We start from the raw sequence: 12,330 nt of genomic DNA, 5'->3' as shown, positions 1-12,330 counted from the left end.
TTATGATGTATGAAAAAAGCATATCTTACGATTTTTCTCATATTGTGCTCATCTGTAGTGATGGCAAATGAGAACAAAGCAGTTGTTGCAACAGAAGAAATAGATCAAGTTACAGATTCGAATCCTATTCGTATAGTAACGCGTCCTGAAATTGTTGGTTTGTGGGGCATGCAAATATCTAACAATAAGAAATGTATTGAATATTATAACTTTAAAAGTAATAACAATGTGGTGATAAAGAGTGGAAAAGAGTGGTCATCAGGTATTTATGATTATCAATCATCCCAAGAAGAACGTAGTGCATTACCAGCGCTCATATTGCAAGTAAAATACGATAACAATGAAGTTGATTGTTCTGGTTATAACGAAGACCAGACAGGTGAGATTTCTCAATATTTTGTGCAGTGGAAAAATCCATCAACCATTAATTTTTGTAGTAGTGAAAAAGCAGAACAATGTTTTGCTACATTACGCCGTATTTTACCTTAGTCGTTATAAGGATATAAAAAACCGCTCTTTAAGAGCGGTTTTTTATATCAAAGAAGGTAATGTTTTAATATGCTTCTTTTGCGTGACCTTCTACTTTTTTAAGTAAATGTTTTTCTAGATAATGAATATCCATTGCTTGGGAACAGAAATTCGCATCTTCTAAAATCAGATCTTTATGCAAAGGAATATTGGTCTTAATTCCAGTTAAAATCATTTCTTCTAATGCTTGTTTCATACGCGCAATACACGTTTTACGATCTTTACCATGTGCAATGAGTTTAGCAATCATTGAATCATAGTAAGGTGGAATGCTATAACCTTGATAGATATGCGAATCTAAACGAATACCTGCACCGCCTGGAGCATAGTAGTGCTCAATTTTCCCAGGAGATGGTAAGAAGGTCGTTGGATCTTCTGCATTAATACGGCATTCCATGGCATGACCACGACATTCAACATCAGTTTGTTGAATATTGAGACCAAGACCACCTGCAACTAGAAGCTGTTGCTCGATAATATCGATACCAGTGACCATTTCAGTGACTGGATGCTCAACTTGAACACGAGTATTCATTTCAATGAAGAAGAACTCATCATCTTCAAATAAAAACTCAAACGTACCTGCACCACGGTATTGCATTAGCTTACATGCATTTACACAGGCTTCTAAAATATCTGCACGCGCTTGCTCCGGTAAGCCCGGTGCTGGTGCTTCTTCAAGCACTTTCTGATGGCGACGCTGTAAGGAACAGTCGCGGTCAAATAAGTGAATGGCGTGACCATTACCGTCCGCTAAAATTTGCACTTCAACATGGCGTGGTTTTTGTAAGAAGCGTTCCATGTAGACGGTGTCATCACCAAACCACATTTCTGCATCACGCTGTGCTGCCTGAACGGATTCAAGTAATGTATCTACACGTTCAACAATACGCATACCACGACCACCACCACCTGAAGCGGCTTTAACAATCAGTGGGAAGCCAATTTTTTTTGCTTCAGCTAATGCATTACTTGTTGTTACGGCATGCGCTGAACCCGGAACGGTCGGAACACCTGCTTTACGCATGGCTGTAATGGCAGAAACTTTGTTTCCCATTAAGCGAATATGTTCAGGACGTGGGCCAATGAAGATAAAGCCTGAGCTTTCGACAATTTCCGCAAATTCAGCATTTTCAGACAAGAACCCATAACCTGGATGGATTGCGTCTGCACCAGTGATTTCAGCAGCAGTAATAATTGCTGGAATGTTTAAATAGCTTTCACTACTTGCACCCGGACCAATACATACAGCTTCATCAACAAAACGAAGGTGCATGAGGTCTTTATCGGCATCGGAATAAATACCAACGGTTTTAATTCCTAAAGTTTTGCAAGCTCGGGTAATGCGTAAAGCGATTTCACCCCGGTTTGCAATTAATACCTTTTGCAACATGATAAATCCCCGTGGTTTTACGCGCGATAGCGGAAAAGTGCTTGACCGAATTGAATCACTTCACCATTTTTCACTAAAATTTCTTCAACAACACCGCTTTGAGTCGCTTCAATGGGATTCATGATTTTCATAGCTTCAATGATCCCTAAAGTTTCACCCGCAGAAATAGTTTGACCCACTTTAACAAATGGTGCCTCACCCGGACTTTGTGCAGCATAGAACACACCAACCATCGGTGAGGTTTCTACAGCGCCACGCGGAGTTTTAGCTACAGGAGCAGCTGCAACAGCAGTAGGCATTGTTTGAATACCTGCCGCAACCACAGGATTGCGACGAGTTAAAGCGATGGATTGATCACCTTCTTTCACTTCTATCGCTTGTAAGTCAGATTCAATCATCAGGTCGATGAGTTTCTTGATTTTACGAATATCCATGAGACAGTATTCCTAATTATGATTGCGTAGTAGGTTGAATTTTCTCGATGGCATAATCGAGTGCAGCGGAATAACCTTTTGCACCTAAACCGAAAATTACGCCAACAGCTTTATCGGATAGATATGAGTGATGTCTAAATGCTTCGCGAGCATGTACATTAGACAAATGAACTTCAATAAATGGTATTGCTACGCCAAGAAGGGCATCGCGTATCGCAACAGACGTATGTGTCAATGCTGCTGGATTAATAATGATAAATTGCACGCCGTGTTGCCCAGCTTGATGAATTCTGTCAACAATTGCACCTTCCCAATTACTTTGGAAAGTGTCTAATGAAATAGATACTTTTTGAGCTTGTGTAATGAGCTGCTGATTTATGTCCTCAAGGGTGAGGTATCCATAAACCTCAGGTTCACGCTTGCCTAGTAAATTAAGGTTCGGTCCGTGAATGACCAAAATGGTCGAACTCATTCAGCTTGCTCCATTTCTAAATTTCAATAATACTTTGCAAGATGTCTGCAAAGTTGCCTAATTATGGCACAAAATCCTACATCTTTTTTATAATTTCGTTAAATTGAAGTAGAGTATGTGTGTCATACCAGCGCTATATAATGAGAACTTTGCAAGGAAATGGCAATGTTAAAAAATTACATTTTTATGATTATTCTTTATTTTTATATTCTAAACCGAATTGACCAAAACAGTTCATGTAAATTATGTAACAGCTATTACTGAGTTATCAATTTTTAGAATCTCTTGTCCGTCGGTAGTGATTGATATTATTGCGTCATTTTCCATAGTTGATAGCTGTAGTGGAAAATACTGTATGTAATTTAAGATACAGCGATGTTTTATTTTCATTAGCTTTCATTTAGTCATCATGCTATTGATAATGTTTTTATGGCTAGCATAAGTCATGAATATCTTGTCTTTTAGGGTAAAGAGCAAAGAATATGACTGCTATGTTAGTGTGTTAATAGTTTTTCTAAATAAAACATATATTTATTTTAATGTTAGTTGGTTTTCTTCAGGTAGATACAAGCTACATTTTTAAGTCCCAATGTATAAGAAGTACTCTATTTGATAGAATGGATTCAGTATTTTCCCCCAGAGAAATATCGACATATGAAAAAAGTACTTGTTGGGTGATTACATGCTTAATAAGAGCTGTTTATATGAAAAATGGAGGCTTATTTTATAATCGTCTTTACATTTAAAGTAGAAGTAATATTTTTAGACGAACGGATTCTTTTGAAGAGGTACGATCATTTTGACGAACAGTGAGTTGACCTTTTAGTTCATGAATAGCATGTGTATGACGACTAAAAACGATTGCATGAGATGATGTTCATTGGCAAAAGTTATGTTGTAGCTATTAAAAAGTTTACTATTTAATAGTTGTTCGCCGATTTGATGATCAATTTATCTAAAAGCTATTTTAAATTCAGTTAGAAGAAGCCGTCATATCTATTTTTAAGCTTTGGGCTTGGTTGTTAAGGGTTATAAAGCTGCATTTATTGTTGTGAGATGTAGATGGTTATTACTATGTACAGAAATTAACATATATTGAGTTATTGAGTTATTGAGTTATTGAGTTATTGATTTATTGCTATGTTTTCCATTTTGAATTTGTAACTTTTTCAAAATTGGGATAATAAAGTCTAATAAAACATCAAATTTAACATTTGGATCATTAAAAGGGTAGTCGTGTAAGTGGAAGTGTAATTACAGTTAAGAGCGTAAAGGTGAAATTGAGTTATTTGCTTAAAATCAATAGACTAATATTTTGAACATTACAATGAATTAAGTCGATACAGTTTGCAGCTTGGCGTAGCTAAAATATCCGTTAGATTGGTAGATGTCGTAAATTAGTACGGCATATCCCTAACAACCAAAGGATGGATATGAAATGGCTAATCAACAAAACAACCAACAGAATGACAACCAAAAGCAGCAACAGCCTAATCAACAGCCAAAAGATCCTCAACAACAGAAAAACCCTCAGCAACAACGCTAAGTTTTAACAAAAAAGCCTCAAAATTTCTTGAGGCTTTTTTGTATTTTTAAATTTTGAATACTCAATTATCTTAATTTTTTTAAAATACAGGTTACAACACCCCAAATAATTAACTGTTCTTCATTGCGTAAATAAATATCAGGATAATCAGGGTTTTCTGCTTTTAACCAGATTTTGGTCTGGGCACGCTGTTGTTTTTCTTTCATCAGCCGTTTCACGGTAAATTCATTATCAATCAAGGCTAAAACAATATCGCCGTGTCCTGCACTTAAACTACGATCAATGAGTATTTGATCATCTAGGTCTATACCTGCATTTTGCATAGACAGTGAATTGACCCGCAATACAAATGTACTTAATGGGTTATGAACCAAATATTCATTTAAGTCGATAACGTCTTCTGTGTAATCTTGAGCTGTTGAGGAAAAATCATCAATAGAAGGATAAGGAATAGCTAACGATGTTCGGTTTTGAATCGCTTGAAGTTCAATTTTCTGACTTAGATCATCTGCAGGTTTTGGCTTTAACCATGCTTTTATTTCTAAAACTTTGGACTCTGGCACGCGCATAACTACGGTTTTTTCTTGATAGTGAGTTTTACGTCCTGCATTTTTGCGCTTTCCGCCATGTTGATGTTCTATTGTGCTTGAATCTTCTACTTTCATTTTTACATCTTGAATTTGTAACTTTTTCAAGACTAGCAAAAAACCATGTAAATAAAAAGATTGCCAACACATTTCTAATCTAGGATAAAATGCAGCTTTCAGCTCTATGTATCAAGGTATAAGCAATGATCCAGAAATCTCCTTTAGAAGAACTCATCGCAGAACAAAAGTTATTGTGTGAGGAGTTTGATTCTGCCTATATTAAAGTGAGTGGTGATGATGTTGTTGCCGTTGCTGTAGAGACATTAAAGCAAGAACCGATTGTGGGTATTCGTAAAAAACCTGAAACAGAAGAAAATGTTGCTTGGTTTATTTATGGTGGGGAACTTGGAGAAGGTGAAGATTTTTTTCAAACCATGACTGTTCGAGAATTACAGGACATTTTACCTGAAGTGCTACCGTACTTAGCTTTAGCAGAAGGTTTTCGTTTTATGATTGATCGCGAAGATTATGAAGATGTCTGGAAAGAAGATTAATTCCAAAATTTTGCTCTAGAGATTTCCCAGAGCATACTGATGCTAATCTTTTAGATATTTTTTTAGCCACTATATAAGTGGCTTTCTTTTTCAGCCGTTACATTTCTATGTTGGTGTATAAATAGACAATTATTTGTACTGTGCTAATATAAGATGGAAATTACCTTGTGTAACGGGAGTTGTTCTATGACAGCTTATTACAGCATTATGAAAGCAAGTAAATATGAAGATGATATGATTCCTAAACTTGCTATACATGCCTTTCGTCATGCTTTTAACAAAGCATGTTCGGTCGCGACTGTTGTTTACGCAAAAGATCAGCAACTGGTACAACGTGAAGTAAATGGGGTTGAGACTGTTCTTCAGGACTTATCTCAATGCTATGTCACAGTTGATCATCTTCCTAAAGTATTAAAACGTAAGAAAAAACAAGAGGCTGCTGTATAACTTAATGCCTCAACCAAGAATAAGAATGTTTGCTGGTCCTAATGGGTCTGGAAAAAGCACAGTTAAAGAATATTTATTGCCCCATCATATTGGGGCTTATTTAAATGCCGATGAATTAGAACAAATGCTGAATACGACTCATCAATTAGATTTGATGGCTTACCATTCTGCATTAAAAGCACCAGATTTAATTGACTTTCTCAAGCAAAAAAAGCGTCCTCAAGTTGGTAATCTAATTCCTTTATTAAAACTCGATCCCATTTTATTGGATGATTACAACATTCAGTTTGATAGATCAGAAATAGATTCCTATCTCTGTGCACGTATCATTGATTATATCCGCTTAGAATTTTTACGCTTAAAGATCAGTTTTACTTTTGAAACAGTGATGTCACATATTTCTAAAGTAGAATTTCTACAAGAGGCGCAACACCAAGGCTTTAAAACCTATTTGTATTATGTATCGACTGTTGATCCGCTGATTAATATTGCTCGAGTCCAGTATAGAGTGAGTGTAGGCGGTCATCCTGTGCCTGAAAAAAAGATTATAGAGCGTTATTACCGTAGTATGGATTTATTAATGCAAGCGGTAGATGCTAGTGATCGAGCGTATTTATTTGATAATTCTTCAGATGGCGAAAGAGCTGCATTTATTGCCGAAATTCAATCAGCAGAAACTTTGAAAATGAACCCTGATGTTCAGCAATTACCATGGTGGTTTGCAGAGAAAGTACTTAAAGATTTCACAGAAGAATAAAAGATATTTAAAGATCATCTTTAAAAGTAAACTTCTGAGAAGATAGAAACTATTGATGTAAATCTTGATGTGAAAGAGATTAAGCAAAAGCAATAAGATAAGAATAACAATACAGATGTTACCTTAGGATTAGCTATATTTGATTTAACCGAATTAGGCAGTGATTTAATTGATGGATTAGGAGATTTAGTGAGTGGGATCGATCTGGGTCTCTAAAAGACTTTCAATAAACAATAAATTAAACAAGATTTAACCATACTTTATATTGCATATGCCGCGTACATAGTAAAATAATTTAGTATGAAACTATCGGCTAATGTAGCTGCACAGACTTGCCAATTTCCAACTAGGCAACTCGACTACACTTCTAAATGCTGTTAATCAAATAAACCTCTCAATCCATCATCCACAAAGTTATATTTATTGGTATGCTATAAAATATATTATATATAAGTATATTGTTTGGGGTGCTCTATGATGCATGACTTCCTATTCGCATTTTTAGGTGGAATACTTTTAGGTCTTTCTGTTGTGGGCTATTTATATGTAAATGGTCGTATAGCAGGGGTCAGTGGTTTAATTGCTCAAATTTTAAATTTGCAAACGATATTTAAGACACCTGCACTGTGGTTTTTATTGGGTTTATTTGTGGTGCCATTTTTTTATGGCATTGTACAAACACCATATATTGAACTCAATGCAAGTCCGCTAATGATGATTGTTGCAGGATTATTGGTGGGTTTTGGTACGCGTATGGGCTCTGGATGCACCAGTGGACATGGTATTTGTGGAATAAGTGACTTTCTAAACGCTCAATCATTGCAACCATGATCTTTATGTTTGCTGGATTTGTTACGGTTTATGCCATTCGTCATATCATCGGAGCATTCTGAAATGAAAAATATATTGGCGTTTCTGTTTGGCGGATTATTTTCAATTGGTTTAATTCTTTCAGGCATGTCTAATCCTGAAAAAGTATTAAATTTCCTTGATATATTTGGTCACTGGGATCCAAGTCTTGCATTTGTGATGCTAGGGGCGATTGCCGTCGCATTTATTCCATTTCAAAGAGTAGTACATCATCATGCGCCAAAAACACTATATGGTGACGTTATTGATTTACCTAAAAACAATAAAATAGATTCTAAACTGCTGATCGGCAGTTTAATTTTTGGCATTGGCTGGGGGATTGCGGGGATTTGTCCAGCACCAAGTTTGACTTTAATTGGTCTAGGCTACTATCAAGTGCTTTACTTTATTATCGCGATGTTTGCTGGTCTATTGATTCATCGCAAATGGATGGAGAGAAACTCATGACACAACATCCATTGGTACAGCATTTTTTTGATGAGCAGACCAATACTTTTAGTTATGTCGTCGTTGATCCTATCAGTCGAAAATGCGCCGTTATAGATAGTGTTTTAGATTATGATGCAGCATCAGCAACAACGAAGACCACAAACGCAGATTTGATTGTTCATTATATTCAAGAAAATAGCCTAAGCGTAGCATGGATTTTAGAAACACACGTCCACGCCGATCATTTAACCGCATCTCAATATTTAAAAGAACAATTGGGTGGTCAAATTGCCATGAGTCAGAAAATTACTCTTGTACAAGAGACCTTTAGTGCAATTTATAATTTAGACATTAAGCAATTTAACAGCCAACAAGCATTTGATCATTTGTTTGAAGATCATGAACAGTTCAAAATTGGTGAATTAATTGCATATAACATAGCAACGCCAGGGCACACGCCTGCATGTTTAAGCTATGTGATAGGTGATGCTGTATTCGTCGGTGATACCTTATTTATGCCTGATTATGGAACAGCACGGTGTGATTTTCCGAAGGGCAGTGCTTCGGTTTTATTTGATTCGGTAAAAATGCTTTATCAATTAGCTAAAAATACTCGTGTTTTTCTTTGTCATGATTATTTACCTAAAGGGCGACATCAATATAGCTGTGAAAGTAGTATCCAAGCACAGAGGCGCACACATATTAATGATCAAACAACAAAGGCTGAATTTGTAGAAATGCGTAATCGCCGTGATGCCACGCTTTCGATGCCTAAACTGATTTTACCTGCTATTCAGATTAATATGAATGGAGGGAGATTTCCTGAACCAGAAGAAAATGGAATTCGCTATTTAAAAATACCATTTAATTATTTTAAATAACCAATATTTATTGTTTTTTGACATAAGCACCATCCCATGTGACTTGTTAATCAAGATAATGATGTATTTAATAAGTATTTTTAATGGGATATTTAAGTCACTATAAAATAGCCTAAGCAAAAAAATAATATTTTTAAGAAATGGCAATTGATTAAATTCCTATTTTAATCAAAAATAAATTAACCTTTAGTTATTATAAAAGAAATTTATGTTTTTAAATTATCAAATTTATTCCAATGAAACAGTAACCGAAAAAACACCTATCGTATTTATTCACGGTCTTTTTGGTAGTTTAAGTAATTTAGCGATGCTTGCTCGTGAACTTTATAAATCGCATACCGTCATTCAAATAGATGTACGTAATCATGGACTTTCAGCACATTCGGATGAAATGAATTATGCAGTAATGGCACAAGATATTTTAGATACACTTGATTCCATCAATATTCAAAAAATTTCTGTTGTTGGTCATTCCATGGGTGGCAAAATTGCAATGCAATTGGCTCATAAAGCAGGTGAGAGAATTGCACAATTGGTTATCTTGGATATAGCGCCATTTGCATACACTCAAAACCACCATGAACAAATTTTTAAAGCATTATTTGCAGTACAAAATGCAAAAGTTGAAAACCGTCAACAAGCAACTCAAATCATGCGTGAATATTTACATGAAGAAATGGTTATTCAATTTTTAATGAAATCTTTTAGCCAAGGTCGGTGGCTTTTTAATGTTGATGCATTATTTAAGCATTATTCAGATATTTTACATTGGGATACTATTCAACCATGGAATAAAGAAACACTGTTTATTCGTGGGGAAAAATCTGCATATATTAGTACAACTGAACATTTTACAGCGATTGAACAACAATTTCCGAAAGCTAAAATTCAAGTTGTAGCAGATGCTGGGCATTGGTTACATGCAGAAAAGACCCAACAAGTGCTTGATCAAATCAAAGAATATTTAAACTAAATCTTAGGTAGCAACTTCACTTTAATTGAACTGCTACTTAAATTAAGGAATATTATTAGCCAGAAGTTGACCTTCTGAAGTTAACTGTTCGGCCATTTCAGCTGTTTTTCTTAATCCTGATATACGATATTCAGTATGACCATAATCTTGAATGGATTTCCAACGACCACCCCAAGTTAAACCCACAGATTCAGCAACCTCACCATATAGTTGGTAGCCTTTCATAACCTCTGGATCACGTTCGGAAATAACCACTTTGCCATTACGTTTAAATGCAATGTCGGCAGCTAAACCAAATTGATGATAACTTTGGAAACCTTTAGCACGGGTAACATTACGATTACCCGCCAATAAATTCTGTCGCTGTGGACTGCGATAGCCCTCTAATAAAACCATTTCATAACCGTAACGTTCTTGCATGATTTTAAAGACCATGAGTAAACGCTGTTTATAACGTGGGTTCATTTTATGCCATTTACGATCGACCGAAGCAATATCACTGTGTGAATGTTGCATGTGTAGGTCTTCAATATTAGTATTAAATACTTCAGCCTGAATACTCTGTTGCGTATCAATTTGGCTCTCAGCCATAATTGCTTCTTCAATTAAAGATACATTTACCTCAGCTGGTGGAGACAGCATTTGTCCATCAAGCAAGTTATAAATTTGAGGATCAACTTCTCTTAAATAATCTGCTTCAATTTTGGTTGGATTAATGGGGCGGGTAAAAGAAAAAATTAAGATACTACTAAATAACAATAAGCCAGAAACAAGAATCCACCATTGCTGTAAATGCCAGTGAGATTGCACTTGTTCAGGTGCAGCTGCATCATTGAGTTGTTGGACAAAATGCTTAGCAAAATGAAGTCGTTTCTTACTCTGTGGAATAAGGACGATCATAAAATCTTGCACTTTATGACGCAACTCATAAGAAAACAATAATGCCAAGCTGCTTGAAACCAAAATAAAGCCAATAAAAATAGCAATAATCATAGAGACACGGCGGTTTCTTTCGAGATGGTTGGGGTTCTCGTTACTGTAATTTGTACAGAGGCTTGAGGTGTAGTATCTATTGCAACCTCATTTACTTTTAGTAAGTTACTTTCTTTTTCTTCATTTTGTGCTGTTAATGTTTTATTGCATGCTGTCAGCTGTTGAGTCAATTTAGCTATTTCTGTTTTTAGTACTACTTTAGGAGCAGTAATATTTTCCGCTGCAATTTGCTGTTCTTTAACCGTATCCTTTACCTTATTTAAGCTTGAAAGCTCTTGCTTGGAATTACGGTGGTGTAAAAAAGCCTGACTTAAATCTATATTTTGAGATTGTGAAAATTCGGCATTATGTTCAAGATTTTCATCTTTAATCGATGAATCGTTATGAATTTCCTGTTGGGGTGATGATTTTTCTAAAACTGGAGAAGCTTGATCATCAAGTTCTTCCAAAATTTTGTGTTCAGAAAGCTGTGTATTGATTGCTACTAAAGGTTTTTTGATTTCATGGATATTTAACATATAGACAACAATAGAACTAAAAATAGCTCCAGTAAAAAAGCCTAAAATCCCACAGATTAAAGGGAAATAATTTTTATTTTTGCTCGGTTGTAATATTCTTAAAGACTTTTGTTTTTCGTTTGCCATTTTTTATTTTCTTTATGGTAAATGAATAGTGATATAGGCTTGTTCAATAGGTGAACTAATAATATTTTGATATACGGATAATGCGCTATCATTTTGTTTTGAAAGCATAAAATTTAAGCCAATAAATGACAATAAAGCAAAAAGTGCCAAAAATATTAAAATCCCCGAAAATGGTAATTCACGATGAATAATATGTTTAATTTGGTCAGGTAAAGCGGAGAATGGAGAAAAAGAGGGCTTTTTACCTTTTAAAAAGTCAATTTCATCACTGACACGTAGCACCAGATGATTTAGATTTTCTATAGACTCTATACGAAATTTGCCATAGAAACCAAGTAACATACAGTAATGAAAGACTTCGAAAGCTGCTAATCGTTCTTTACCTTGGCTACGGAGTGATTCTAAGATTTCAAAAAAACGATAGCCAGCAAGTTGTGAACCGAAAAGACTTAACTGTAATGGACTAATCATCCAATTATTTTGTAAATCAAAAAATTGGGCACTTTGTTGGGTAACAATGGTTTCATCAAGTAAGGCGCAGTAGGCATATTTTGCATCATGAATATCATCAGCCGAAAATTGCAGTTTTCGTGCCTGATTTTCAAAGCGATTTAACAAGTTTAAAATTTTTTTGCGAAATTCATCAGCATTAGACGGGATATATTGCTGCTTCAATAGAAAAACAATATAGAAACCATCATGTAGTAAATCAATAAGATTGGTTGTGCTACCAACTTTTGATTGTGCCGTAGTAGGATTTAGGCCTATACCAATTTGCCCATCATCAAAAAGTGAAGGTGCAGTATTATTTATATTCATATG

14 protein-coding genes and 1 pseudogene are annotated in these 12,330 nt (G+C 35.3%); 8 read left to right on the top strand and 7 right to left on the bottom strand.

Annotated features, from left to right (window positions below):
- Positions 1-9: 9 nt before the first annotated feature.
- On the top strand, positions 10-489 hold the full coding sequence (locus tag B9T25_RS07435) for a hypothetical protein (protein ID WP_086187821.1): 480 nt from the start codon (positions 10-12) through the stop codon (positions 487-489).
- Between the two features lie 64 nt (positions 490-553).
- Here B9T25_RS07435 and accC read toward each other — a convergent pair whose 3' ends face one another.
- The 4 genes from accC to B9T25_RS07415 all read right to left on the bottom strand — a co-directional run bounded on the left by accC (position 554) and on the right by B9T25_RS07415 (position 5,038).
- Entirely contained in the window at positions 554-1,921 is a 1,368-nt protein-coding gene (gene accC, locus B9T25_RS07430; protein ID WP_086187820.1) for an acetyl-CoA carboxylase biotin carboxylase subunit, read from the bottom strand.
- Between the two features lie 17 nt (positions 1,922-1,938).
- Entirely contained in the window at positions 1,939-2,355 is a 417-nt protein-coding gene (locus tag B9T25_RS07425; protein ID WP_086187819.1) for an acetyl-CoA carboxylase biotin carboxyl carrier protein, read from the bottom strand.
- A 16-nt stretch (positions 2,356-2,371) separates the two neighbouring features.
- The gene (gene aroQ, locus B9T25_RS07420; RefSeq protein ID WP_086187818.1) at positions 2,372-2,827 is read right to left on the bottom strand and encodes a type II 3-dehydroquinate dehydratase; all 456 of its coding nucleotides are present in this window, start codon (positions 2,825-2,827) and stop codon (positions 2,372-2,374) included.
- A 1,611-nt stretch (positions 2,828-4,438) separates the two neighbouring features.
- Positions 4,439-5,038: a LexA family protein gene (locus B9T25_RS07415; RefSeq protein ID WP_086188011.1), complete on the bottom strand. Its 600-nt coding sequence runs from the start codon at positions 5,036-5,038 to the stop codon at positions 4,439-4,441.
- 125 nt (positions 5,039-5,163) lie between these two features.
- Between B9T25_RS07415 and B9T25_RS07410 the strand changes: the two genes are divergently transcribed.
- The 7 genes and pseudogenes from B9T25_RS07410 (at position 5,164) to B9T25_RS07380 (ending at position 9,871) form a co-directional block, all read left to right on the top strand.
- Positions 5,164-5,514 (top strand): hypothetical protein, encoded by a 351-nt coding sequence (locus B9T25_RS07410; RefSeq protein WP_086187817.1) that lies wholly within the window; start codon positions 5,164-5,166, stop codon positions 5,512-5,514.
- A 186-nt stretch (positions 5,515-5,700) separates the two neighbouring features.
- Positions 5,701-5,961, top strand: a complete 261-nt coding sequence (locus B9T25_RS07405; RefSeq protein ID WP_086187816.1) for a hypothetical protein — start codon at positions 5,701-5,703, stop codon at positions 5,959-5,961.
- A 4-nt stretch (positions 5,962-5,965) separates the two neighbouring features.
- Complete coding sequence (locus tag B9T25_RS07400) at positions 5,966-6,718, top strand: zeta toxin (RefSeq protein WP_086187815.1); 753 nt, start codon at positions 5,966-5,968, stop codon at positions 6,716-6,718.
- Between the two features lie 477 nt (positions 6,719-7,195).
- Positions 7,196-7,611: pseudogene (locus B9T25_RS07395) on the top strand (YeeE/YedE family protein).
- A gap of 1 nt (position 7,612) precedes the next feature.
- Complete coding sequence (locus B9T25_RS07390) at positions 7,613-8,035, top strand: DUF6691 family protein (RefSeq protein WP_086187814.1); 423 nt, start codon at positions 7,613-7,615, stop codon at positions 8,033-8,035.
- Positions 8,032-8,898 (top strand): MBL fold metallo-hydrolase, encoded by an 867-nt coding sequence (locus B9T25_RS07385; RefSeq protein WP_086187813.1) that lies wholly within the window; start codon positions 8,032-8,034, stop codon positions 8,896-8,898. The genes B9T25_RS07390 and B9T25_RS07385 overlap by 4 nt, the downstream gene beginning before the upstream one ends.
- 208 nt (positions 8,899-9,106) lie before the next feature.
- The gene (locus B9T25_RS07380) at positions 9,107-9,871 is read left to right on the top strand and encodes an alpha/beta fold hydrolase (protein ID WP_086187812.1); all 765 of its coding nucleotides are present in this window, start codon (positions 9,107-9,109) and stop codon (positions 9,869-9,871) included.
- Between the two features lie 42 nt (positions 9,872-9,913).
- On the opposite strand, the gene B9T25_RS07375 is transcribed toward B9T25_RS07380, so the two are convergent.
- Genes B9T25_RS07375 through B9T25_RS07365 form a run of 3 tightly spaced genes read right to left on the bottom strand, consistent with a single transcriptional unit; the run spans position 9,914 to position 12,327 of the window.
- Positions 9,914-10,864, bottom strand: a complete 951-nt coding sequence (locus B9T25_RS07375; protein ID WP_086187811.1) for a M15 family metallopeptidase — start codon at positions 10,862-10,864, stop codon at positions 9,914-9,916.
- On the bottom strand, positions 10,861-11,508 hold the full coding sequence (locus B9T25_RS07370) for a hypothetical protein (protein ID WP_086187810.1): 648 nt from the start codon (positions 11,506-11,508) through the stop codon (positions 10,861-10,863). Before B9T25_RS07370 ends, B9T25_RS07375 begins: the two co-directional genes overlap by 4 nt.
- Before the next feature lie 12 nt (positions 11,509-11,520).
- Entirely contained in the window at positions 11,521-12,327 is an 807-nt protein-coding gene (locus B9T25_RS07365) for a DotU family type IV/VI secretion system protein (protein WP_086187809.1), read from the bottom strand.
- Positions 12,328-12,330: the final 3 nt, after the last annotated feature.

It is taken from the genome of Acinetobacter sp. ANC 4470 (assembly GCF_002135335.1).
Lineage (GTDB): Bacteria > Pseudomonadota > Gammaproteobacteria > Pseudomonadales > Moraxellaceae > Acinetobacter.
The sequence above is the reverse complement of the archived record's forward strand: the minus strand, read 5'-3'. Positions and strand labels throughout refer to the sequence as shown.